The sequence below is a fragment of the Arsenicicoccus dermatophilus genome, from assembly GCF_022568795.1.
In the GTDB taxonomy this organism is placed as follows: Bacteria; Actinomycetota; Actinomycetes; order Actinomycetales; family Dermatophilaceae; genus Arsenicicoccus; species Arsenicicoccus dermatophilus.
Window position 1 is genome coordinate 1,903,781 of sequence record NZ_JAKZHU010000001.1, and the last position, 23,938, is coordinate 1,927,718.

The window sequence follows — 23,938 nt, forward strand, 5'->3', positions numbered from 1 at the left end:
ATGCGGGTGGGGATCGGGCGGCGGTATGCCGTCCGAGGCGGCGGCTCAGTCTGCCGCGTGCGCCTCGTGCTCGGCGAGCCGGGCCGCATGCTCCTGCAGCGACAGCACCGCGAGCGGGGCCGCCCGCAGCGACTCGATGCCCTGGACCGCCGCGGCCAGCTGCTGCACCGTGGTGATGATCGGCTTGTCCATCCCCGTCGTGGCGGTGCGGATGGCGTAGCCGTCGGCCCGGGCCTTCTGGCCGGAGGGGGTGTTGACGACCATGTCGACCTGCCCGGCGAGGATCAGGTCGACGACCGTCGGCTCGCCCTGCGACCCCGGTCCCGCGGAGTGCTTGCGCACCGCCTCTGCCCGGACCCCGTTGCGTCGCAGCACGTCCGCCGTGCCCTCGGTCGCGAGGATCCGGAATCCCAGGTCCGACAGCCGCTTGCAGGGGAAGATCATCGCCCGCTTGTGCCGGTCGGCGACGGAGACGAACACCGTCCCGGAGTCCGGCAGCCCGCCGAAGGCTCCCAGCTGGGCCTTGGCGAAGGCCGTCCCGAAGTCGTCCGCCAGGCCCATGACCTCACCCGTGGAGCGCATCTCCGGCCCGAGGATGGTGTCCACGAACTCCCCCTCGCGGGTGACGAAGCGCTTGAACGGCAGCACCGCCTCCTTGACCGCGGTGCCGGCCTCTATCGGCAGCGTCGCCCCGTCGCCCTCGCGCGGCAGCAGCCCCTCGGCCCGCAGCTCGGCGATGGTGGCGCCCAGCATGATCCGCGCCGCGGCCTTGGCGATCGGGACGCCCGTCGCCTTGGCGACGAAGGGCACCGTGCGGGACGCCCGCGGGTTGGCCTCCAGGACGTAGAGGATGTCCTGGGCCAGCGCGAACTGCACGTTCATCAAGCCCCGCACCCCGATCCCCTCGGCCAGGCGACGGGTGGACTCGCGGACCCGGTCGATCTCGGCGCGGCCCAGGGTCATCGGCGGCAGCACGCACGCGGAGTCCCCGGAGTGGATGCCGGCCTCCTCGATGTGCTCCATGATCGCGCCGACGTACATCTCCTGGCCGTCGTGGAGCACGTCCACGTCGATCTCGACGGCGTCGTCGAGGAAGCGGTCCACCAGGATCGGACGGTCCGGTCCCGCGAGCGCGGCCTGGGTGACGTAGTCCGTCAGGGTCCGGTCGTCGTAGACGATCTGCATGCCCCGGCCGCCGAGCACGTACGACGGACGGACCAGCACCGGGTAGCCGATCTCGCGGGCGACGTCGAGCGCCTCCTGCGCGGAGCAGGCCGTCCCGAACCGCGGGGCCGGCAGCCCCGCCTCGTGCAGCACCCGCCCGAAGGCGCCGCGGTCCTCGGCCAGGTGGATCGCCTCGGGGGAGGTGCCGACCACCGGGAGACCCTCGTCCTTGAGCGACTGCGCCAGGCCGAGCGGCGTCTGCCCGCCGAGCTGCACCACCACACCCGCGACCGGACCGGCCGCCCGCTCCGCGGCATACACCTCCAGCACGTCCTCGAGGGTCAGCGGCTCGACGTAGAGCCGGCTGCTGGTGTCGTAGTCCGTGGAGACCGTCTCCGGGTTGCAGTTGACCATCACCGTGTCGAAGCCCTGGTCGCGCAGCGCGAAGCTCGCGTGGACGCAGGAGTAGTCGAACTCCACGCCCTGACCGATCCGGTTGGGCCCCGAGCCCAGGATGAGCACCGCCGGACGCTCGCGCGGGAGCACCTCGGTCTCCTCGTCGTAGGACGAGTAGTAGTAGGGCGTGCTCGCCGCGAACTCCGCGGCGCAGGTGTCCACGGTCTTGTAGACCGGCCGCACCCCGAGGGCCTGCCGGACCCCCCGCACGACGGGCTCGCTCATCCCCGTGAGCTGCGCCAGCTGGGCGTCGCCGAAGCCGTGCCGCTTGGCCAGGCGCAACAGCTCCGGGGTGAGGGTCTGCGCCCCCTCAACCGCCCGCGCGACCTCGTCGATCAGGGCGACCTGGTCCAGGAACCACGGGTCGATCCGGGTCGCCTCATGCACCTCCTCGACCGTCATGCCCGCACGGATCGCCTGCTGGACCAGCAGGATCCGCCCGTCCGTGGGCGTCCGGGCCTGCTCCAGCCAGGCCGCGCCCTCGGCGCGCCCGGGCCGCTCCCCGCGCCAGTGGAAGGCCGCGTCGGCCCGCTCCAGGGAGCGCAGGGCCTTCTGCAGGGCCTCGGTGAAGCACCGGCCGATGGCCATGGTCTCCCCCACCGACTTCATCGTCGTGGTGAGGGTCGGGTCGGCCGCGGGGAACTTCTCGAAGGCGAAGCGCGGCACCTTGACCACGACGTAGTCCAGGGTCGGTTCGAAGGCGGCCGGCGTCACCTGGGTGATGTCGTTGGGCACCTCGTCCAGGGTGTAGCCGATCGCCATCCGGGCGGCGATCTTGGCGATCGGGAAGCCGGTGGCCTTGGACGCCAGGGCGGAGGAGCGCGAGACGCGCGGATTCATCTCGACGACGATGACCCGACCGTCCTGCGGGTTGACGGCGAACTGGATGTTGCACCCGCCGGTGTCCACGCCGACCTCGCGGATGACGGCGATGCCGATGTCCCGCAGCCGCTGGTACTCCCGGTCGGTCAGCGTCTGCGCCGGCGCCACGGTGATCGAGTCGCCCGTGTGCACGCCCATCGGGTCGAGGTTCTCGATCGAGCAGACCACCACGACGTTGTCGGCGTGGTCGCGCATCACCTCCAGCTCGTACTCCTTCCACCCCAGGATCGACTCCTCCAGGAGCACCTCGCTGGTGGGCGAGGCGAACAGCCCGGCCCCGGCGATGCGGCGCAGGTCCTGCTCGTCGTACGCGAAGCCGGACCCGAGACCGCCCATGGTGAACGACGGGCGGACCACGACCGGATAGCCGAGATCGGCTGCCGCGGCGAGACACTCGTCCATCGAGCCGCAGATCGTGGAGCGTGCCGACTCGGCGCCGCAGCGCGCCACCACGCCCTTGAACCGCTCCCGGTCCTCCCCCAGCCGGATCGCCTCGACGTCGGCGCCGATCAGCGGGCAGCCGTAGCGCTCCAGGACGCCGCGGTCGTGCAGGGCCATCGCGCAGGTGAGCGCCGTCTGCCCGCCGAGGGTGGCGAGCATCGCGTCGGGTCGCTCCTTGGCGATGATCGCCTCGACGACCTCGGGGGTGATCGGCTCGACGTAGGTCGCGTCCGCGAACTCCGGGTCGGTCATGATCGTCGCGGGGTTGGAGTTGACCAGGACCACCCGGATCCCCTCCTCGCGCAGCACCCGGCAGGCCTGGGTGCCCGAGTAGTCGAACTCGCAGGCCTGGCCGATGACGATCGGCCCGGAGCCGATGACCAGCACGCTGGTGATGTCGGGGTTGCGGGGCATCAGCGGGCACCGTCCTTGCCGGTCTGGGTGTCACGGATCAGCGCGACGAAGCGGTCGAAGAGGTAGGCCGCGTCGTGCGGACCGGCGGCGGCCTCGGGGTGGTACTGCACCGAGAAGGCCGGCACGTCCAGGCACTCCAGCCCCTCGACCACCTGGTCGTTGAGCCCGACGTGGGACACGCGGGCCCGGCCGTAGGGCGTCCGCAGCTCCTCCCCGATCGGGGCGTCCACCGCGAAACCGTGGTTCTGCGCGGTGATCTCGACCTTGCCGGTGCTCAGGTCCATCACCGGCTGGTTGATCCCCCGGTGGCCGTAGCGCAGCTTGTAGGTGCCCAGCCCCAGCGCTCGGCCGAGGATCTGGTTGCCGAAGCAGATGCCGAAGAAGGGGATCCGCGCGTCCAGCACCTGGCGCAGCAGGGCCACCTGGTGCTCGGCGGTCGCCGGGTCGCCCGGCCCGTTGGACAGGAACACCGCGTCGGGCCGCACCGCCTGCACGTCCGCGAAGGTCGACGAGGCGGGCAGGACGTGCACCTCCAGGCCCCGCTCGGCCAGACGGCGCGGGGTCGTCCCCTTGATGCCCAGGTCGACCGCGGCGACCCGGCCGATCGGATCGCCGTGCGCCCGCACGACGTACGGCTCGCTCGTGGTCACCTCGCCCGCCAGCGCGGAGCCGGCCATCGCCGGGTGGCGCACCACCTCGGCGCGCAGCTCGTCCTCGGGCCGGGCCGCCTCGGCGCCGGAGACGATCCCCGCCCGCATGGTGCCGCGCTCGCGCAGGTGCCGGGTCAGGGCGCGGGTGTCCACGTCGCAGATGCCGACGACGCCCTCGAGCTCCAGCCGGTCCTCCAGCTCACCCGTGGCGCGCCAGCTCGACGACCGCGGCGCAGGGTCGCGGACCACGAACCCCGCCACCCAGATCCGGCTCGACTCGTCGTCCTCGCCGTTGACCCCGGTGTTGCCCACGTGCGGTGCGGTCATCACCACGACCTGGCGGTGGTACGACGGGTCGGTCAGCGTCTCCTGGTAGCCGGTCGTGCCGGTGGCGAAGACCACCTCCCCCACCGTGCGTCCGACCGCGCCGTAGGACCGCCCGCGGAAGGTGCGACCGTCCTCCAGGACCAGCAGGGCCGGGAGCCGGTCGGTGAGGCGACGCGGGCCGGGTGGGGCGACCGGACGCGGCTGGCTGGGAGATGACTGGCTCACGGGCGGCTCCGCTCGTCGGCTGCTGGCGGTCAGGCCTGCGGCCGTATGCCGACGGGCCCTCGCTCCCGGAGGAGCGGGGGCCCGTCGTCGGACCGCAGATCAGGCGAGCACGCCGTCGCGCGCGGTCACGCGGCCCCGCAGGAGGGTCGCGCGGACCGCACCGGTGAAGGTGCGCCCGTGCCACGGATTGTTGCGCGATCGCGACAGACTCGCAGATCGGTCCACGGTCAGAGACCGGCTGGGGTCGACGAGCACGAGGTTGCCGGGCTCGCCCACCTCGATCGGACGGCCGTGGCCCTCGAGGCGGGCGATCTCGGCCGGGCGGGTGGACATCACGCGGGCGACGTCGGCCCAGGACATCCGGCCCGACTGCACCATCAGCTCGCTGACGACGCCGAGGGCGGTCTCCAGCCCGAGCATCCCGAAGGCCGCGTCGGCGAAGGCGTGCTCCTTGTCGTGCGAGACGTGCGGCGCGTGGTCGGTGGCCACGACGTCGATCGTCCCGTCGGCGAGGGCCGCCCGCAGCTCCTCGGCATACTCGCTCGGGCGCAGCGGCGGGTTGACCTTGTAGACCGTGTCGTAGCCCTCGAGCAGGTCCGTGGTCAGCGCCAGGTGGTGCGGGGTCACCTCGGCCGTCACGGGCAGGCCCTTGGCCTTGGCCCAGCGGATGACCTCCAGCGACCCCGGCGTGGACACGTGCGCCACGTGGACCCGGCCGCCGGTGGCCTTGGCGAGCATGACGTCGCGGGCGACGATCGCCTCCTCCGCCGCGTCCGGCCACCCAGGGAGCCCCAGGCGGCCCGAGAGCTCGCCCTCGTGGCAGCAGGCCGCGGGACCGGCGAGGGCCGGGTCCTGGCTGTGCTGGGAGATGACGCCGTCGAAGGCCGTGACGTACTCCAGCGCGCGGCGCATCAGCTGGCTGTCGTGGACGCAGCGCCCGTCGTCGGAGAAGACGCGCACGCGCGCCTGCGAGCGCGCCATCAGGCCGAGCTCGGAGATCTCCTCGCCCGCCAGGGCCTTGGTGACGGACCCGACCGGCATGACGTCGACCAGGCCGACCTCCTGCCCGCGCCGCCAGACCTCGACGGCCTTCTCCGGGGTGTCGGTGACCGGGGTGGTGTTGGCCATCGCGAAGACCGCGGAGTAGCCGCCGACGGCCGCCGCGGCCGAGCCGGTGCGGATCGTCTCGGCGTCCTCGCGGCCCGGCTCGCGCAGGTGGGTGTGCAGGTCGACGAAGGCGGGCAGCAGGACCAGGCCGTCGGCGTCGAGGACCTCGGCGCCCTGGGCCGCGCCCGTGTCGATCGAGCCGATCTCGCGGATCACGCCGTCGACGACGAGGACGTCGGCGGAGCGCTCGCCGAGCAGGCTGGCACCGGTGATGAGGGTGGTGGACATCAGGCGTCGACTCCTTCGCCGGCGAACAGGTGGTAGAGCACGGCCATGCGGACGGCGACGCCGCCGGAGACCTGGTCGAGGATGACCGACCGGGCGCCGTCGGCGGCATCCGAGGAGATCTCCAGGCCGCGGTTCATCGGCCCGGGGTGGCAGATCAGCGCGTCGTCGCGCATGAGTTCCAGCCGGCGCGGGGTCAGGCCGTAGCCCTCGGTGTACTCCCGCGGGGTGGGGAAGAAGCCGCCGCTCATCCGCTCCTTCTGCACGCGCAGCATCATCACCACGTCGGCCCGGGGGATCTCGGCGTCGAAGTCGTAGGACCAGCCGAAACCGTCGCGCTCGGCCCAGGTGCGGATGCCGTCCGGCATCAGCGTGGGCGGGGCGACGACGGTGACCGTGGCGCCGAGCTTCTTCAGGCACAGGACGTTGGACCGGAAGACCCGGCTGTGCCGCAGGTCGCCGCAGATGACCACGTGGCGACCGTCCAGGTCGCCCAGCTCGCGCCGCATCGTGTAGGCGTCCAGGAGCGCCTGGGTGGGGTGCTCGTGGGTGCCGTCGCCGGCGTTGATCACCACACCCGTGACCCACTCGGAGATGAGCTTCTGCGCGCCCGAGGCCATGTGGCGGATGACGAAGCCGTCCACGCCCATGGCCTGGAGGTTCTGCACGGTGTCCTTGAGCGACTCGCCCTTGGACAGCGAGGAGCCCTTGCCGGCCATGTTGAGCGAGTCCGCGGACAACCACTTCTCGGCGAGCTCGAAGGACCCGCGGGTGCGGGTCGAGTCCTCGAAGAAGAAGTTGACGATGGTGCGGCCGCGCAGCGTGGGCAGCTTCTTGATGTCGCGGTGCTGGACCTCGTGCATCTGCACGGCCGTGTCGAGGATCTGGACGACGTCCTCGCGGCTGAGGTCGTCGATCGAGAGCAGGTGCTTGTTCACCGGTGTCCTCCGGAGATGACGACCTCGTCGCTGCCGTCCCGCTCGGCGAGCTTCACGGAGACTCGCTCGGCGGCGGAGGTGGGGAGGTTCTTGCCGACATGGTCGGCACGGATGGGCAGGTCGCGGTGGCCACGGTCGACGAGGACCGCGAGCCGCACCGCCTGGGGGCGGCCGAGGTCGGTGAGCGCGTCCAGAGCCGCGCGAACCGTCCGGCCGGAGTAGAGCACGTCGTCGACCAGGACGACGGTCTTGCCGTCGATGCCGCCGGCGGGGATGTCGAGACGCTCTGCCGCACGGATCGGCTGGCTGCGCAGGTCGTCTCGGTACATCGTGATGTCGATCGCCCCGAGCGGGACGTCGACGCCCTCGACCTCGGCCAGGATGGCCGCGAGCCGGCGGGCGAGAGGCACTCCGCGCGTGGGGATCCCGAGGACGACGAGGCCCTCGGCTCCCTTGTTGCGCTCGAGCACCTCGTGGGCCATGCGTCGCAGGGCCCGAGCGATCTCGGTGTCGCTCATGACGATCCGGGCGTCGGTGCCGGGATCGTCGCTGCCTGCGGGGGGCAGGTCGGTGGGTGGCTGGGAAAGTTCCGGGGCAGGCGTCATGACGTCTGACCTCCTTCTCGCCTCACGGGACGGGGTTAAAGGATGCCGATCGGACTGATCCTAGCCTGTTTCTCAGCAGTGCCCGGACCGCGCTAGGGTCCCCCATGTGGTGGTGCGGGTGGGGCCGCTCAGGCCCGTCACACTCACGGACAAAATACGCACTCTGAGTGAATAATTTGCCCATACGAATGAATCCGTACGGTCAATTCGCCATTATGCTTGCCGCCCGCATCACGGTGCGTGACCATTCTCGTGTTACAGACAGTTACGTGGATCGGAGTCAATCGTGGCCAGCGACTACGCGAAGGCCCTCGGCGCCCGACTGCGCAGCATCCGCACCCAGCAGGGACTGTCCCTGCACGCGGTGGAGGAGCGCTCGCAGGGACGCTGGAAGGCCGTCGTGGTGGGTTCCTACGAGCGAGGGGACCGTGCCGTCACGGTGCAGCGCCTCTCCGAGCTCGCCGACTTCTACGGCGTACCCGTCTCGGCCCTGATGCCCGACTCGGAGGTCGCTCCGGCCACCGAGGCGCCGGCCAAGCTCATCATCGACCTGGAGGCCCTGTCCCAGGTCTCCGCCGAGCGTGCGGGCCCCCTCGCCCGCTACGCCGCCACGATCCAGTCCCAGCGTGGCGATTACAACGGCAAGGTGCTGTCCATCCGGCAGGAGGACCTGCGCACCCTCGCCGTCATCTACGACACCTCCCCGGGGCAGCTCGCCGACGAGCTCGTCGGGTGGGGCGTGCTCGACCCGGCCGCCCGCCGCGGCATCCCGGAGAGCTGAGCCTCACCCGCCCGCCCAGGGCATGACGAAGGGGCCACCACCCGCGTGCGGGTGGTGGCCCCTTCGTCATGCCCTGCCGGACCCCGGGCAGGCGCCCGGAGGCGCCGGGCCTGCTCAGACCAGGCTGGGCTTGACCTGCTGCAGCCGGCCGAGCAGCCCGTTGACGAAGCCCGGCGACTCGTCCGTCGACAGCTCCGTGGCCAGACCGACCGCCTCGGCGATGGCCACGCCCTCGGGGACGTCCGCGCCGTACAGGAGCTCGAACGCGCCGAGCCGCAGGATCGCACGGTCCACCGCGGGCATCCGGTCCAGCGTCCAGCCCTGGGCATAGGTGGCGAGGGCGTCGTCGATGGCGGCCCAGTGCTCGACCACCCCGCGCACGAGCACGCGGGTGTAGTCCGGCACCGGGTGGTCCTCCTGCCCTGCCCGCACGGGCGAGGCGACCCGTTCGGTCAGCAGGTCCGCGGCGTTGACGCGCCGGGACTCCGCCTCGAAGAGGATGTCGAGCGCGCGCTTGCGCGCCTTCGCACGAGCGGACACGTCAGTTGACGCGGCCGAGGTAGGAGCCGTCGCGGGTGTCGACCTTGACCTTGGTGCCGGTCTCGAGGAACAGCGGGACGGCGATCTGCGCGCCGGTCTCCAGCGTCGCGGGCTTGGTGCCCCCGGTGGAGCGGTCGCCCTGCAGGCCAGGCTCGGTGTAGGTGATCTCCAGGACGACCGACGGGGGCAGCTCGACGTACAGCGGGACACCGTCGTGGGTGGCGACGATGGCCTCTTGGTTCTCCAGCATGTAGTCGGCGGCCTTCCCGACGACGTCCTCGGAGACATTCGTCTGGTCGAAGGTCTTGCCGTCCATGAAGACGAACTCCGAGCCGTCCTTGTAGAGGTACTGCATCGTGCGCTTGTCGACGTTGGCGGTGTCGACCTTGGTGCCCGCGTTGAAGGTCTTGTCGACGACCTTGCCGCTCAGGACCGACTTGAGCTTGGTCCGCACGAAGGCCGGCCCCTTGCCCGGCTTGACGTGCTGGAACTCCACCACGGACCACAGCTGGCCCTCCAGGTTGAGCACCATGCCGTTCTTGAGGTCGTTCGTCGTTGCCACAGGGCCGTCCGTTCCGGATCGAGGGTCAGAGATTGTCCGGGGCAGTCTATCCGCTCCGCCGAGACCGGACCTTCACCCGGTGGCGGCCCGGCCGACCACCTCGAGAGGGAGCACCTGTCCGGCGGGCGCTCCCCCTGGCGGCTCCCCTCGGACCTGGGAGGTGGCCGGCGGGGGCGCCGTCCGAGGAATGGACGGGCCACCGGCATACATAATTGAGCCTTATGGTTTTCCCAACATCAAGACTCACCCAAGGAGAAGCCATGGCCCTCACCGGCCTCCTGCTCGGTGCCCTGCTCGGACTCGTGCTGCAACGCGGCCGGTTCTGCGTCACCGGCGCCTTCCGCGACCTGTGGGTCGCCCGTGACAGCCGCTGGTTCACGGCCTTCATGATCGTGGTGGCGGTCCAGAGCGTGGGGGTGCTCGCGCTCCAGTCGCTCGGCGTCATCACGCTGGTCGCCAAGCCCCTCCCCCTGGTGGCGACCGCCGTCGGGGGCCTGGTCTTCGGGGTCGCCATCGTCCTGGCCGGCGGGTGCGCCACCGGCACCTACTACCGCGCCGGCGAGGGCCTGGTGGGCTCCTGGATCGCCCTGGGCACGTACGCCCTGCTCGCGGCCGTCATGAAGTACGGCCCGCTCAAGCCGGTCAACGACACCGTGCGGTCCTGGACCGTCCCGGTCACGACGATCCCCGCCACCCTCGGCGTCTCCCCCTGGGTCCTCGTCCTCGTGCTCGTCGCGGCCGTCGGCGCGCTCGCAGCCCGGCACCTCGCCCGGGAGGCCCGTCGCCCCGCCCTGGTCACCCTTCCCCCGACGCGCCGGGGCCTGGCCCACCTGCTCCTCGAGAAGCCCTGGCACGCCTTCGCCACCGCCCTCGTGATCGGTGCCATCGCCATCGCGGCCTGGCCGCTGTCCTTCGCCGCCGGTCGCAAGGACGGTCTGGGCATCACCACGCCGTCCGCCAACCTGGTGCGCTACCTCGCCACCGGCCGTGCCGACGCGATCGACTGGGGCGTCTGGCTGGTGCTCGGGATCCTCGTCGGGTCGTATGCCGCCGCCAAGGCGTCCGGGGAGTTCCGGGTGCGGGTGCCGGACGCCCGCCAGGCGACCCGCTCGCTCGTCGGCGGGGCGCTCATGGGCGTGGGCGCCTCCCTCGCCGGCGGGTGCACCATCGGCAACGCCATGGTGCAGACCGCGCAGCTGACCTACCAGGGCTGGGTGGCCCTGGTGGCCATGGTGCTCGGCGTCGGCCTGGCCTCCCGCGCATTCGTCACCACGCACCGGCGCGAGGGTGCCCTGACCGGCGCAGCCGCCGTCGACGCCCATGCGCTCACCGGCGGGTCGCCCGCCGGTGACGACGACACCGCCCCGGCGCGCCCGCTGCGGCTCACCCCGGCGCCCTGACCGACCTACCCCCCACCCGACATCCCCGACAGCACGAGGAGAGCCCACATGAAGTACGTCCTGGAGACCGAGGGCCAGGTCTGCCCCTTCCCGCTGGTCGAGGCCAAGCAGGCGATCCAGCAGATCGATCCCGGTGACGAGCTGGTCATCCACTTCGACTGCACCCAGGCCACCGACGCCCTCCCCCGGTGGGCCGCCGAGAACGGCTATCCCGTCACGGCCTTCGACCGGGACGGCGCCGCGGGATGGTCGATCACCGTGCAGCGGCCGGCCTGACCGGCACCACGACGTGGCTGCGCCCCCCGGGTGGGCGCAGCCACGTCCGTCGCGGGGCTACCTGATCTCGCGGCGCTGCAGCAGCCAGGTCCCCACCAGCAGGGGCAGCAGCACCCACAGCCCGTGCGAGACGGCCAGGTGGGACCAGTCCGTGCCGGTCATGGTGCCCTTGAGCAGCGGGGCGGACGCCGCGGCCTGGTCGAACCACGGGGCGACCGTGGCGAGCCACCTGACCGTGGACAGCGCGATGGTCATGACGACCGGGACGATGAAGTAGGCCGCGATCGCCGCGCCGGGGCTGGTCAGCACCAGGCCGAAGGCCACCCCCTGCCACACGCTCAACAGCTCGGCCAGGGCAGTTCCGCCGACCGCGCCCCCCGACCAGGTCCAGACGGCGGGGGCGTCCCGCACGGAGATCGCGATCAGGTTGGCGACCGCGGCGAGGACGATCGCGAGCGCCACGGCGAGCAGCCCCACCAAGCTCGCGGCGATCAGCTTCGCCAGCACCACGCGCACCCGGCGTGGCTCTTGGACGAAGGTCACGAGCCCGGTCCGCTGGCTGAACTCGCCGGTGACGGTGAGGATCCCGAGGACCGGGAGCAGGAGCATCTGCGGGGTGGTGGTCGCCCCGAGGAAGAGGCCGAAGGACAGGCTGTCCCGGTCGGCATAGGTCAGGGTGAGGGCGATCACGGCCAGGGTGACCAGGGCGATGGCGACGAGGAGCCAGCAGCCGGAGCGGGTGTCGACCAGCTTGCGCAGCTCGACCCGCAGCAGACGACCGAGCGGTATGCCGGGAGCGCCGGTCATCTCGTAGGGCTCGGTGCGGTCCTGCGGGAGGCGGTCCGGGGCGAGGGCAGCGGTGCTCATGCCGCCGCCCCGGTCCCGGTCGCAGGGCGCCCGGCGCGGTCCGCGTCCGCCGTCAGCTCCAGGAAGAGCTCCTCCAGGCCGGCCCCCTGCGCCGGCCGGAGGGCGACGAGCACGACCCCGCTGTCGAGGGCGACCCGGCCGACCTGCTCCGTCGTCCCCGCGACGAGCAGGTCCTCGCCGGAGCGTCGCACGGTGAGCCCGGCCCTTTCCAGGGCCTCCCCCAGCCGACCGTCGTCGAGGGAGCGGGCGACCACGCCCTGGGCGCCGAGCAGCTCGGCCTTGCTGCCCTGGGCCACGATGCGGCCGCGGCCGATCATGATGATCTCGTCGGCGGTCTGCTCGACCTCGTGGAGCAGGTGGGAGGAGAGCAGCACGGTGCGGCCCTGCGCGGCATAGCCCCGCAGCAGCTCGCGCATCCAGTGGATCCCCTGCGGGTCCAGACCGTTCGCGGGCTCGTCGAGGATCAGCACCTGCGGGTCGCCGAGCAGGGCGCCGGCGATGCCGAGGCGCTGACGCATCCCGAGCGAGTAGTCGCGCAGGCGACGGCGGGACTCGTCGGGGCTCAGGCCGACGAGGGACAGCATCTCGTCGACGCGACCGAGCGGGACGCCGATGGCGATCGCGGCGAGGGTGAGGATCTCCCGACCGCTGCGGCCGCCGTGCTGTGCGGAGGCGTCCAGCAGGGCACCGACACGGGCTGCGGGGTTGGGCAGCTCGGCATACCGCCGGCCGAGGAGCCGGGCCTGGCCACTGGTGGCGGGGGTGAGTCCGCACAGGATCCGCATGGCGGTGGACTTGCCGGCGCCGTTCGGTCCGAGGAAGCCGGTGACCACACCGGGCCGGGCGGAGAAGGAGACATCGTCCAGGGCGGTGAAGGCCCCGTATCTCTTGGTCAGGTGATCGATCTGGATCATGGCTCCACCCTGGCGCCCGCTCCGGGCCCTCGTCATCGTGCGGAGCTCCGGTCCGGGCCCGCCCATCGGCCAGGGCGACATCGACCAAGGACGGAGGACGGGGCGCACCGGGATCCCTAGGCTGGTGCGGTGAGCAGCAGCCAGGTGGATCGTTGGCCCCCGATCACGGCGTGGGGTCACCTCTGGCGTGCGCTGATGGCGGCGGGCACCGGCGTGGTCCTGCTGGGGATGGCCCTCGACCCGACGGTGAGCCTGCCGGTCCGCGAGCAGGTGTACCTCCGCGACCTGCTCGTAGGGGTGCTCGCGCTGCTCCTGCTCCCGCTGCACCGCCGGCACCCGGTCGTCCCGGTGGTGCTGCAGGCGACCACCGCCGTCTCGGTGTCGGCCGTCGGACCGGCGGCCGTCGCCCTGGCCTCGGTCGCCACCCGGCGGCGGTGGCGACCGCTCGTCGTCAACCTGGTCGTGGCCGTCGTGGCCTCCTGGCTGTCCCGGGGGCTCTACCCCTCCATCGACCCGCTGCCCGTGGGGGTGGAGGCCGCCGCCGCGATACTGATCCTGGCCATCAACGTCGGCTGGGGGATGTACATCGGGGCCCGTCGCGACCTGTTCGCCACCTGGCAGTGGCGGGCGGAGACCGCGGAGCGCGAGCAGGCCGAGCGGGTCCTGGCCGCCCAGCAGGACGAGCGGACCCGCATCGCCAGGGAGATGCACGACGTGCTGGCGCACCGCATCTCCCTGGTCTCGATGCACGCCGGGGCGCTCGCCTACCGCGAGGACCTGTCGACCGAGGAGATCCGCGCCGAGGCCGAGCTCATCCAGCGGACCTCCTCCGAGGCGCTGCAGGAGCTGCGGGGCATCCTGGGGGTGCTGCGCGGGACCGGTCTCGAGGCCTCCACCGACACGCCGCAGCCGACCCTGGCCGACTTTCCGGAGCTGCTCGAGGACGCCCGCGCCGCCCGGCTCCGCGTGGAGGTGCGCGACGAGCTCGGGGTCGCGTCGGTGCCGCCGCAGCTCGGACGCCATGCCTATCGCATCCTGCAGGAGGCCCTGACCAACGTGCGCAAGCACGCGCCCGGTGCCCGCGCCCGCATCGACCTCACCGGCGCCCCCGGCAGGGAGCTGCGGCTGGAGGTGGTCAACTCCGCCGTCCCGGCCTGGCGCCCGCCCGGCGCCCCGCTGCCCGGCGCGGGGCTGGGCCTGGTGGGGGTCGCCGAGCGGGCCCACATCGTGGGCGGGTCCATCGAGCACGGCCCCACCCCCGAGGGCGGCTATCGTCTGGTCGCCTCGCTCCCCTGGCCCGAGGAGGCCCCGTGACTCCCCCGACCCTGCGTCCCCCGAGGCGCCCGCTGCTGACCCGGGCGGCAACGCCCCGCTCCCGCCGGTGCGGCTGCTGCTCGTCGACGACGACGCGCTCGTGCGAGCCGGCCTGCGGCTCATGCTGGGCGGCGACCCCACCCTGGAGATCGTCGGTGAGGCCGGGGACGGGGTCGACGCGGAGCAGCAGGTGCGGGCCCTGCGTCCCGACGTGGTGCTCATGGACATCCGCATGCCCCGCCAGGACGGTCTGGTCACCACCGAGCACCTGGCGACCCAGCCGGACCGCCCGGCGATCATCGTGCTCACGACCTTCCACGCCGACGAGCTGGTGCTGCGGGCCCTGCGCGCCGGCGCCGGCGGCTACCTGCTCAAGGACACGCCGCCGGCCCAGATCGTGCAGGCCATCCATCGGGTGCGAGCTGGCGAGCCGATGCTCTCCCCCAGCGTCACCCAGCAGCTGATCGCCGCCGTCGCCGAGCAGACCACCGACCCGAGGGCGGCCCGCGCCACGGACCTGGTGCGGACCCTGACGCCGCGCGAGCGCGAGATCGCCCTGGCGGTCGCGCAAGGACGCACCAACGCCGACATCGCCGCGACGATGTACCTCTCGGTGGCGACCGTGAAGTCCCACGTCACCCACCTGCTGGTCAAGCTGGAGGCCGACAACCGGGTGCAGATCGCGATCCGGATGCACGACGCCGGTCTCGTCTGATCGCCCGGGCGCCGAGCAGCCCGTCAGCCGACAACGGCCTCGAAGGCCGCGCGCAGCCGCTCCTCGTCGGGCCCCTCCAGCCGGGTCGGGCGCGCGACGTCCTCCAGGGCGACGAAGCGCAGGGTGGCGCCGCGGGACTTCTTGTCCCGACCCATCGCCGCCCGCAGCGGCGGCCAGGCCTCGTCGGTGGAGCGACCCCCGAGGGGATAGCTCGTCGGCAGGCCGACCGACGCCAGGAGGCTCCGGTGCCGCTCCACCACCTCCGGGGTGAGGAGCCCGGCCGTCCGGGCCAGCTCCGCGGCATACACCATGCCGACGGCCACGGCGTCGCCGTGCCGCCAGGAGTAGCCCGACACCTGCTCGATCGCGTGGCCGAAGGTGTGCCCGTAGTTGAGGATCTCGCGCAACGAGGACTCCTTCAGGTCCGCGCCGACGACCCGCGCCTTGACCGCGACCTTGCGCTCCACCAGCTCGCGCAGCACCGGCCCGGTCGCGTCCAGCGCAGCCTGCGGGTCGGTCTCGACGAGCTCCAGGATGCGCGGGTCGGCGACGAAGCCACCCTTGATCACCTCGGCCAGACCCGCGACGAGGTCCGCGCGGGGCAGGGAGGCCAAGGTGGACAAGTCGCACAGCACGCCCCGGGGCTCGTGGAAGGCGCCGACGAGGTTCTTGCCCTCGGCGGTGTTGATCCCGGTCTTGCCGCCGACCGCCGCGTCCACCATCGCCAGCAGCGTCGTGGGGACGTGCACCACGTCGACCCCGCGCAGCCACGAGGCGGCCGCGAACCCGCCCAGGTCCGTGACGGTCCCGCCGCCCACGCACACCACGGCGTCGGAGCGGGTGAAGCCCGCCTGCCCCAGCCGCGACCACAGGCCGACGAGCACGTCGGCGGTCTTGGCGCTCTCCGCGTCGGGGACGTCGGCGCGATGGACCTGCAGGCCGGCCTCGTCGAGCCCGGCGGCGACCCGGTCGGCGTAGGCCGCGAGCGCGGGGGTCGAGACGACGAGCACGCGCAGGACTCCCTCGCGCAGCAGCCGGGGCACCCGGTCCAGGACCCCGTGCCCGATGACGACGTCGTAGGCCCTCCCCACGGCGATGGTGGTGGTCGCGGTCATGCGCTGCCTCCCTGCAGGAGCTCGAGGACCTGGTCGGCGACGTCCTGCGCGCTGCGCCCGGCGGTGTCGACGGTCCAGGTCGCGGCGTCGGCGTAGAGCGGTCGCCGCGCCTCCATGTGCCGGATCCAGGCGCGGCGCGGGAGCAGGGTCACCATGGACGGGCTGGCGTCGAAGCCGATCCGCTTGGCGGCGTCCGCGATCCCGACGTCGAGGAAGACCACGACCTGGTCGCGCAACGCCTCGCGCACGGCGGGATCGGTGACCGCACCGCCTCCGACCACGACCACCCCGGGGGCCCGCAGGGCGGCGACGGTGGCGGTGCGCTCCAGCTCGCGGAAGCGCTCCTCGCCGGCGTCGACGAAGACCTCGGCGGCGGGTGCCCCGGCGAGCCGCTCGACCTCGAGGTCGGTCTCGACGCAGGCGATGCCGAGCCGGTCGGCCACCAGGGCGCCGACGGCGGCCTTGCCGGCCCCGGGCGGACCGACGAGCACCACCGCGGGGCGTGCGGCCTGGGTCGCCCGGGGCAGCCCGGCCGCCAGCACGGCCTCGGCCACCTCGGCCGCGGTGCGTCCCGCCGTGGGGACGTCCAGGTCGGCTGCCTCGGCATACACCCGTCGACGCCGGGCGTGCAGCTGGGGCAGGTCGTCGCGCGCCAGCATGGGCCGCACGGAGGGGTCGCCCGCACGACCCAGGGCCTCGTCCAGCGCCACGTCGAGGTGGACCACGTCGTGGCCGGCCAGGGCCGCCCGCACCTCCGGCGAGCCGAGGGCGCCGCCGCCGAGGGCCAGCACGCCGTCCGGGCCGCGCAGCAGCTCCACGATCGTGTCCCGCTCCGCCTCCCGGAAGGCCGCCTCGCCGTGCTCGCGGAAGTAGGTCGGGATGTCACACCCGAGCCGACGGGTCAGCACCTCGTCGCTGTCGACGAGGGGCAGCCCGCTGCGCTCGGCGAGCAGCGCCCCGACGGTGGACTTCCCGGCGCCCATGAAACCGACCAGCACGAGCATCAGCGCATCGCCTTCGGGATCGCGTCGAGGTAGGCCCGGTGGTTGCGGGCGGTCTCGGCGACCGAGTCGCCGCCGAACTTCTCCAGGCAGGCCTCGGCGAGCACCAGGGCGACCATCGCCTCGGCGACGACCCCCGCCGCCGGGACCGCGCACACGTCGGACCGTTGGTGGATGGCGGTGGCCTGGCCCTGCGGGTCGCGCACGTCCACCGTGTCCAGGGCGCGCGGGACCGTGGAGATGGGCTTCATCGCGGCGCGGACCCGCAGGACGTCACCGTTGCTCATGCCGCCCTCGGTGCCCCCGGCCCGGTTGGTGCGCCGCACGATCCGGCCGTGGGCGTCGCGCTCGAGCTCGTCGTGGGCGACGCTGCCGCGACGGGCCGCGGTCCGGAAGCCGTCCCCCACCTCGACCCCCTTGATCGCCTGGATGCCCATGAGCGCCGCGGCCAGCCGCGCGTCCAGGCGTCGGTCCCAGTGCACGTGCGACCCGAGCCCCGGGGGCAGCCCCGTCGCCACGACCTCGACGACCCCACCGAGGGTGTCGCCGTCGCGGCGGGCCGCGTCGATCTCCGCGACCATCGCGGCGCTCGCGCGCGGGTCGAGAGCCCGCACCGGGTCCGCGTCCAGCCGGGCCACGTCGTCGGGGGTGGGGACCGGAGCCTCCTCGGGCGAGGCGGCCGCCCCGACGGCGACCGTGTGCGACACCAGGCGGATGCCGTAGGCCTGCTCGAGGAAGGCCGCGGCGACCGCGCCCAGGGCCACCCGCGCCGCCGTCTCCCGAGCGCTGGCCCGCTCCAGCACCGGACGGGCGTCGTCGAAGGCGTACTTCTGCATCCCGACCAGGTCGGCGTGCCCGGGGCGGGGCCGGGTGAGCGGCTTGTTGCGGGCCAGCTCCTTGGGCGCGTTGACGTCGTCGCTGGAGGCGTAGGCGTCCTCGCTCACCGGGTCCGGGCTCATCACGATCTGCCAGCGCGGCCACTCCGAGTTGCCGATGGTGAGGGCGAGCGGGCTGCCGAGGGTCACCCCGTGGCGCAGGCCGCCGAGGACGGTGACCACGTCCTGCTCGAACGTCTGGCGCGCGCCCCGCCCGTGCCCGAGCCGGCGGCGCGCGAGCGCGACGGCGATGTCCTCGCCGGTCACCCGCACCCCGGCGGGCAGGCCCTCGATGGTGGCGGCCAGGGCGGGGCCGTGGGACTCACCGGCGGTCAACCATCGCAGCATGGCGCCGATCCTCCCACGTCAGGCCAGGGCGGCGCGGGCTGCGTCCAGGAGCACCCGGGCCGGGATCTCGCGCGTCGTCATCAGTGTCACCTGCCGGGCGGCCTGGTGCGCGAGCATCTCCAGACCGGACACCACTGGTGCTCCTGCGGCGGCGAAAGCCTGGGCCAGGGCGGTCGGCCACCCCTCGTAGACCACCTCGAACAGCGGCGGCACCCGTGCGCCCGGCGGCTGCGCGCCCGTCGCGGCGAGCGTGGCGACGACGGGGGCCACGACGTCGCCCGCGTCACCCGGCAGGGTGTTGACGACGAGGTCGACGCCCGGCACCACCTGCGCCACGTCGGCGGCGCCCAGGGAGGCCGTGGCCCACCCGAGCCCCAGGGTGCGGGCCAGCTGCTCGGTCTCGGGACGGACGCCGTACCGCACCAGCACCACCACCTCGCGGGCCCCCAGCTCGGCCGCGGCCAGCAGGACCGAGCGCGCGGTCGCCCCCGCGCCCAGGACGGCGACGCGACCGACCCCGTCGATGCCGTGGTCCCCCAGCGCGGCGCGGATCCCGGGGACATCCGTGTTGTATGCCGACCAGCCGTCTCCCGCGCGCACCAGGGTGTTCGCGGCCCCGGCCACCCGCGCGACCGGGTCGGCGCACGCCGCCAGCGCGAGGGCCTCCTCCTTGAGGGGCATGGTGACCGACAGCCCCTGCCAGGAGGGGTCCAGCTCGGCGACGAAGGCCCCCAGCCCGCCCTCGGTCACCTCGACCCGGTGGTAGGACCAGTCGTCGAGCCCGAGGCCGGCGTAGGCGGCGCGGTGCATCACCGGGGAGAGCGAGTGACCGATCGGGCTGCCCACGACGGCGGCGCGCCGGACCTCGCCCGCGACCGGGTCCCCTGCCCGGCCGCCGGCACCCTGCTCGGCCGCGCCGCCGCTGCCGTCGCTCAGCACTGGCCCTTGTGCGCCTGGCACCAGGACTGGAACTTCTCGACGGCCTTGTTGTGGTCCTGCAGGTTGGTGGTGAAGACCGTCTCGCCCGTCGCCGGGTCGATGGTGACGAAGTAGAGCCAGGGGCCGGGCGTCGGCTCCGCGGCGGCCTTGAGGGAGGCCTCGCCGGGGTTGCCGATCGGCCCGACGGGCAGCCCGTCGCGGGTGTAGGTGTTGTAGCCGTTGACCTGGGCACGCTCCTTGTCGGTGGTCGTGATGACCCGCTTGCCGGTCGCGTAGGCCACGGTGGAGTCCAGCTGCAGCCGCATCGGACGCTTGAGACGGTTCTCGAGCACCTGGGCCACCTTGCCCCGGTCCGCGTCCAGGCGGGCCTCGGACTCGATGATGCTGGCCAGGATCACGGTGCGCTCGGCCTTCTCGGGGGACACGCCCAGCGTGTCCAGCACGTCCTTGGTCTTGCCGACCATCTGCGCGAGCTGCTCGGCGGGCGTCACCTTGGGCCCGAACTCGTAGGACGCCGGGAACAGATAGCCCTCGACGTTGCCCTTGGCGTAGGCGGGCAGCCCGATCGCGGCGGGATCCTTGGCCGCGGCGGTGTAGTCGGAGACCGGTCGACCGCTCGCCTTGGCCAGGGCGGCGTAGACCTCCGTCGCCCGCATGCCCTCGCGGATGGTCACGCGCTTGACGACGCGGTGCGCCGGGTCAGCGAGGTAGGTCACGGCCTGGGCGGCCGGGATGCGCTCCGGGACGAGGTAGTCGCCCGGCTGGATCCCCTGGGAGCGGGCGTCCTTCTTGGCCGCCTCCGTGAAGGCCTTGACCGACTTGACCACCCCGGCCTTCTGCAGGACCTTGGCGATCGTCGCACCGTTGGCGGCCTCGGGGACGACCACGGGGACCTTCTTGCCCGTGGCGTCGGCGGCGACGTAGTCCGAGGCGTCCTCGCCCTGCAGGCCCTTGACCATGGGCATCAGGGCGAACGCCGCGGCCGCGAGCGCGCCGACGACGAGCAGCAGGGTCAGCAGGATGAGGATCGGGCCCTTGCGGTTGCGCCGGGGTGGCCGTTGCCGGGCCCGCATCTCCCGTCGGGTGCTGACTCGGGTCGCGCCGTCGTCCCAGGCGCCTCGCCCCCCGGCGTCGCCACCGAGGATCGCGTCAGTCAGGTGCGGCTCGCTCACAGGGGGGTCCTTCGCGTCAGTGGGGGCTGAACATCTCGCAGGAGAGACTAGGTGACCTTGCGGTGCCTGGGCTTGCGGCGGGGGGTCGGCTCGCCGTCGCGCGTCTGGTCACCAGCAGCCGTCGGGTGCTGCGCCGGGTCGGCGCCGGGCTCCCCCGACCCGGCCACGGGGGTGCCTGCGCGGCGGCCCGTGGCACTCTCCTGGTCCAGCGCGACCTGCAGGATCAGCACGGCGGCGGCCTGGTCGATGACCTGGCGCTGGGACCGGGCCCGGCGGCCGCTCTCGCGCAGCCGTCGGGCCGCGTCGACGGTGGTGAGTCTCTCGTCCACCACCCGGACCTCGGGGCCGCAGGCCCCCGTCGTACCGGCCAGGGACCGCGCGAACTCCCGAGCCAGGCGCGTGGACCCGCTGTCCCCGCCCGCCAGGGTGCGGGGCAGCCCGACGTAGACGACGTCCGCCCCGAGCTCCCCCGCGAGCCGGGTGACGGCGGCCACGTCGTCGTGGCGGCCCGGGACGTGCGTGATCGTCGTCTCGGGCGTGGCGAGAAGTCCGTCCGGGTCGCTGCGGGCCACCCCCACCCGCACCGTCCCCACGTCGACGCCGAGCCGCACGCCGCGGGGCAGCCGGGCGCCCGCCGAGGTCCCGCGGGCGGGGTCGGGCGGGCGTTGCTGCCCCGCGGCGATGTCGGACACGGTAGGTCGCAGCTCGGCGTCAGCGGCCCTGCGCGGACACGGTCGCCTCGACCTGGGCCAGGGCCTCACCGATCTTGCCGGCGTCCTGGCCACCGCCCTGGGCGAGGTCGTCCTTGCCGCCACCGCCGCCGCCGAGGGCCTGCGCCGCCACGCGCACCAGGGCTCCGGCCTTGATGCCGAGCTCGCGGGCGCGCTCGTTGGTGGCGACGATGACCACCGGACGCTCCTTGGCCACGGTCGCCACGACCACGACGGCGGGACGTTCGTTGCCGAGCCGGCCGCGCAGGTCCAGGACCAGGGCGCGCGCGTCGTCGGCGGTGAGTCCCTCGGCGTGGTGGGCCACCAGGCTCACCCCGCCCAGGTCCTTGGCCGCACCCGCCAGCTGCCCGGCCATGGCGAGGGCCTGCTGCTGGCGCATCTGGGTGATCTCGCGCTCGGCGTCCTTGAGCTTGGTGAGGATCGAGGAGATCCGCTCGGGCAGCTCCTCCGAGCGCACCTTGAGGTCCCCGGTCAGCTGCCCCACGATCGCGGACTCACGGGCCAGGAAGTCGTAGGCGTCCGAGCCCACCAGCGCCTCCACGCGACGGACCCCCGAGCCGATGGACGCCTCGCCGAGGAGCTTGACCACGCCGAGCTGGCCGGAGCGCTGGGCGTGGGTGCCGCCGCACAGCTCGCGGGCCCAGTCGCCGACGGACACGACCCGCACCTCCTTGCCGTACTTCTCGCCGAAGAGCGCCATGGCACCGGACGCGACGGCCTCCTCCTGGCTCATCACGTCGGCCCGGACCTCGAGGTCCTCCAGCAGCATGGTGTTGACCTTGGCCTCGACGTCCCGCAGGACCGAGACCGGCACCGCGGAGGTCGCGTTGAAGTCGAAGCGGAAGCGCCCGGGGGCGTTCTCCGAGCCGGCCTGGGTCGCCGTGTCCCCCAGCGCCTCGCGGATCGCCTTGTGCACCATGTGGGTCGCGGTGTGCGCCCGGGAGATCGCCCGCCGACGCTGCAGGTCGACCAGGGCGTGCGCCGCGGCACCGGGGGTGACCTCGCCGGACACGACGGTCGCCTTGTGCACGATCAGTCCGTTGATGGGCTTCTGCACGTCGCGGACCTCGACGACGGCGCCGTTGTCGAGCTCGATGCGCCCGCCGTCGGCGAGCTGCCCGCCGCCCTCGGGATAGAACGGTGTGCGGTCGAGCACCAGCTCGACGTCCTCGCCGGCGCAGACCGTCCGGGCGACCTCGCCGCCGACGATCAGACCGGCGACGCGCACCTCGGAGGTGACCTCCTCGTAGCCCGTGAACTCCACGCCGTGCCCGATCGAGTCGGCCACCTCGCGGTAGGCGTGCGCGTCGCCGTGCCCCTGCTTCTTGGCCTTGGCGTCGGCCTTGGCCCGGGCCCGCTGCTCGCCCATCAGGCGGCGGAAGCCCTCCTCGTCGACGGTCAGGCCCTGCTCGGCCGCCATCTCCAGGGTCAGGTCGATCGGGAAGCCATAGGTGTCGTGGAGCTGGAAGGCCTTGTCGCCGCCCAGGATCCCCGCTCCCCCGGACTTCGCGGCGGCCACCGCGGAGTCGAGCATGGTGGTGCCGCTGGACAGGGTGCGCCGGAAGGACTCCTCCTCGGCGTACGCGATCTGGCTGATCCGGGAGAAGCCGCGCTCCAGCTCGGGATAGGACTTGCTCATCTGCGCCATCGACACCGGCAGCAGCGTCGGCAGCGCCGGGTCCTGCACGCCCAGCAGTCGCATCGAGCGGACCGCGCGGCGCAGCAGGCGACGCAGGACGTAGCCGCGCCCCTCGTTGCCCGGGGTGACGCCGTCGCCGATGAGCATCAGCGACGAGCGGACGTGGTCGGCCACCACGCGGAAGCGCACGTCGTCGGCGGGGCTGGCGCCATACCTCTTGCCGGACAGCTCCTCGGCGGCCCGGATCACCGGGAAGACCTCGTCGATCTCGTAGAGGTTGTCCACGCCCTGGAGCAGGAAGGCGACGCGCTCCAGCCCCATGCCGGTGTCGATGTTCTTCGCGGGCAGCGGCGTGACGACCCGGAAGTCGTCCTTCGCCTTGACGTCGGTGATCTCCTCGGTCTGGAAGACGAGGTTCCAGATCTCCAGGAAGCGGTCCTCGTCGGCCTCCGGGCCACCGTCGGCGCCGTACTGCGGGCCGCGGTCGATGTAGATCTCCGAGCAGGGGCCGCCCGGCCCCTCGACGCCCATGTGCCAGTAGTTGTCCTTGAGGCTGCGGCCCTGGATCCGCTCGGCGGGCATGCCCACCGCCCGCCAGTGCTCCATCGCCTCGACGTCGCCGTCGGGGTAGTCCGGGTGGAAGCCGGGACCCAGCACGGTCACCCAGACCTTCTCCGGGTCGAAGCCGAGGTTGCCCTCCTCGCGCGAGCCGGTGACGAACTCCCAGGCGAACTCGATGGCACCCTTCTTGAAGTAGTCGCCGAACGAGAAGTTGCCGTTCATCTGGAAGAAGGTGCCGTGACGGGTGGTCTTGCCGACCTCCTCGATGTCCCCGGTGCGCACGCACTTCTGCACGCTGGTGGCGCGGGCGTAGGGCGGGGTCTCCTGGCCGAGGAAGTACGGCTTGAAGGGCACCATGCCCGCGTTGACGAAGAGCAGGTTGGGGTCGTCGTAGAGCAGCGGCGCACTGGGGACGACGGTGTGGCCGTGACGCTCGAAGAACGCGAGCCAGCGGCGACGGATCTCGGCAGTTTCCATGGTGGGACAGTCCTTTGGTCAGAGGTGGTATGGCGGGAGGGACCGGCCGCGCGCCTGGGCGCGACGCAGCGAGGCGGGGGCGTGCGCCCCTAGATAGCTCGCTCTCGGCCCACCGGCCTGAGGTGGGCCGCCTCGCGGATCGCCACAGCTCCTCCAGGAAGTCGTCTCGTCGGCGTCCCACCCTACCCCCTGGTGCCGGGCGACCGGGAGCACGCCG

The 23,938-nt window shown here is 73.0% G+C and carries 21 protein-coding genes; 5 read left to right on the plus strand and 16 right to left on the minus strand.

Going from position 1 to position 23,938, the window contains the following annotated elements; translation table 11 throughout:
- Positions 1 to 45: 45 nt before the first annotated feature.
- The 5 genes from carB to pyrR form a co-directional block, all read right to left on the minus strand.
- Entirely contained in the window at positions 46 to 3,357 is a 3,312-nt protein-coding gene (gene carB / locus MM438_RS08865; protein ID WP_241452103.1) for a carbamoyl-phosphate synthase large subunit, read from the minus strand.
- Positions 3,357 to 4,481 carry a glutamine-hydrolyzing carbamoyl-phosphate synthase small subunit gene (gene carA, locus MM438_RS08870; protein WP_241453407.1) on the minus strand — a complete coding sequence of 375 codons (1,125 nt, stop codon included), beginning with the start codon at positions 4,479 to 4,481 and terminating at the stop codon, positions 3,357 to 3,359. The genes carB and carA overlap by 1 nt, the downstream gene beginning before the upstream one ends.
- 177 nt (positions 4,482 to 4,658) lie before the next feature.
- On the minus strand, positions 4,659 to 5,954 hold the full coding sequence (locus tag MM438_RS08875) for a dihydroorotase (RefSeq protein WP_241452104.1): 1,296 nt from the start codon (positions 5,952 to 5,954) through the stop codon (positions 4,659 to 4,661).
- Complete coding sequence (locus MM438_RS08880; RefSeq protein ID WP_241452105.1) at positions 5,954 to 6,889, minus strand: aspartate carbamoyltransferase catalytic subunit; 936 nt, start codon at positions 6,887 to 6,889, stop codon at positions 5,954 to 5,956. The genes MM438_RS08875 and MM438_RS08880 overlap by 1 nt, the downstream gene beginning before the upstream one ends.
- Positions 6,886 to 7,494, minus strand: a complete 609-nt coding sequence (pyrR, locus tag MM438_RS08885) for a bifunctional pyr operon transcriptional regulator/uracil phosphoribosyltransferase PyrR (protein WP_277627949.1) — start codon at positions 7,492 to 7,494, stop codon at positions 6,886 to 6,888. Before pyrR ends, MM438_RS08880 begins: the two co-directional genes overlap by 4 nt.
- Positions 7,495 to 7,780: 286 nt before the next feature.
- Here pyrR and bldD point away from each other — a divergent pair, with 286 nt between their 5' ends.
- Positions 7,781 to 8,275, plus strand: a complete 495-nt coding sequence (gene bldD / locus MM438_RS08890) for a transcriptional regulator BldD (RefSeq protein ID WP_241452106.1) — start codon at positions 7,781 to 7,783, stop codon at positions 8,273 to 8,275.
- Positions 8,276 to 8,389: 114 nt separating this feature from the next.
- Here the strand turns inward: bldD and nusB are convergent, their stop codons facing one another.
- Positions 8,390 to 8,815 carry a transcription antitermination factor NusB gene (gene nusB, locus MM438_RS08895; protein WP_241452107.1) on the minus strand — a complete coding sequence of 142 codons (426 nt, stop codon included), beginning with the start codon at positions 8,813 to 8,815 and terminating at the stop codon, positions 8,390 to 8,392.
- Position 8,816: 1 nt separating this feature from the next.
- The gene (gene efp, locus MM438_RS08900) at positions 8,817 to 9,377 is read right to left on the minus strand and encodes an elongation factor P (protein WP_241452108.1); all 561 of its coding nucleotides are present in this window, start codon (positions 9,375 to 9,377) and stop codon (positions 8,817 to 8,819) included.
- A gap of 260 nt (positions 9,378 to 9,637) precedes the next feature.
- On the opposite strand from efp, the gene MM438_RS08905 reads away from it, so the two are divergent.
- Both MM438_RS08905 and MM438_RS08910 read left to right on the plus strand, forming a co-directional pair.
- Complete coding sequence (locus MM438_RS08905) at positions 9,638 to 10,777, plus strand: YeeE/YedE family protein (protein ID WP_241452109.1); 1,140 nt, start codon at positions 9,638 to 9,640, stop codon at positions 10,775 to 10,777.
- A gap of 48 nt (positions 10,778 to 10,825) precedes the next feature.
- Positions 10,826 to 11,053: a sulfurtransferase TusA family protein gene (locus tag MM438_RS08910; protein ID WP_241452110.1), complete on the plus strand. Its 228-nt coding sequence runs from the start codon at positions 10,826 to 10,828 to the stop codon at positions 11,051 to 11,053.
- Positions 11,054 to 11,110: 57 nt separating this feature from the next.
- On the opposite strand, the gene MM438_RS08915 is transcribed toward MM438_RS08910, so the two are convergent.
- Together MM438_RS08915 and MM438_RS08920 are read right to left on the minus strand one after the other, a co-directional pair.
- Complete coding sequence (locus tag MM438_RS08915) at positions 11,111 to 11,920, minus strand: ABC transporter permease (protein WP_241452111.1); 810 nt, start codon at positions 11,918 to 11,920, stop codon at positions 11,111 to 11,113.
- Positions 11,917 to 12,834 (minus strand): ABC transporter ATP-binding protein, encoded by a 918-nt coding sequence (locus MM438_RS08920; protein ID WP_241452112.1) that lies wholly within the window; start codon positions 12,832 to 12,834, stop codon positions 11,917 to 11,919. The genes MM438_RS08915 and MM438_RS08920 overlap by 4 nt, the downstream gene beginning before the upstream one ends.
- A 129-nt stretch (positions 12,835 to 12,963) precedes the next feature.
- Here MM438_RS08920 and MM438_RS16745 point away from each other — a divergent pair, with 129 nt between their 5' ends.
- Positions 12,964 to 14,148, plus strand: a complete 1,185-nt coding sequence (locus MM438_RS16745) for a sensor histidine kinase (protein ID WP_241452113.1) — start codon at positions 12,964 to 12,966, stop codon at positions 14,146 to 14,148.
- Between the two features lie 67 nt (positions 14,149 to 14,215).
- Positions 14,216 to 14,863, plus strand: coding sequence for a response regulator (locus MM438_RS08930; RefSeq protein ID WP_338155533.1), 648 nt, complete (start codon positions 14,216 to 14,218; stop codon positions 14,861 to 14,863).
- Between the two features lie 23 nt (positions 14,864 to 14,886).
- Here the strand turns inward: MM438_RS08930 and aroB are convergent, their stop codons facing one another.
- From aroB to alaS, 7 genes are read right to left on the minus strand one after another with little or no spacing between them, the layout of a single operon-like run.
- Entirely contained in the window at positions 14,887 to 15,978 is a 1,092-nt protein-coding gene (gene aroB / locus MM438_RS08935; RefSeq protein WP_241452114.1) for a 3-dehydroquinate synthase, read from the minus strand.
- Complete coding sequence (locus MM438_RS08940) at positions 15,975 to 16,982, minus strand: shikimate kinase (protein ID WP_241452115.1); 1,008 nt, start codon at positions 16,980 to 16,982, stop codon at positions 15,975 to 15,977. Before MM438_RS08940 ends, aroB begins: the two co-directional genes overlap by 4 nt.
- Positions 16,982 to 18,202 (minus strand): chorismate synthase, encoded by a 1,221-nt coding sequence (gene aroC / locus MM438_RS08945; RefSeq protein ID WP_241452116.1) that lies wholly within the window; start codon positions 18,200 to 18,202, stop codon positions 16,982 to 16,984. Before aroC ends, MM438_RS08940 begins: the two co-directional genes overlap by 1 nt.
- A gap of 18 nt (positions 18,203 to 18,220) precedes the next feature.
- On the minus strand, positions 18,221 to 19,141 hold the full coding sequence (locus MM438_RS08950; RefSeq protein WP_241452117.1) for a shikimate dehydrogenase: 921 nt from the start codon (positions 19,139 to 19,141) through the stop codon (positions 18,221 to 18,223).
- Complete coding sequence (gene mltG, locus MM438_RS08955) at positions 19,135 to 20,313, minus strand: endolytic transglycosylase MltG (protein WP_241452118.1); 1,179 nt, start codon at positions 20,311 to 20,313, stop codon at positions 19,135 to 19,137. The genes MM438_RS08950 and mltG overlap by 7 nt, the downstream gene beginning before the upstream one ends.
- Positions 20,314 to 20,360: 47 nt before the next feature.
- Entirely contained in the window at positions 20,361 to 21,005 is a 645-nt protein-coding gene (gene ruvX / locus MM438_RS08960; RefSeq protein WP_241452119.1) for a Holliday junction resolvase RuvX, read from the minus strand.
- 19 nt (positions 21,006 to 21,024) lie between these two features.
- Positions 21,025 to 23,721 carry an alanine--tRNA ligase gene (alaS, locus tag MM438_RS08965; RefSeq protein ID WP_241452120.1) on the minus strand — a complete coding sequence of 899 codons (2,697 nt, stop codon included), beginning with the start codon at positions 23,719 to 23,721 and terminating at the stop codon, positions 21,025 to 21,027.
- Positions 23,722 to 23,938: the final 217 nt, after the last annotated feature.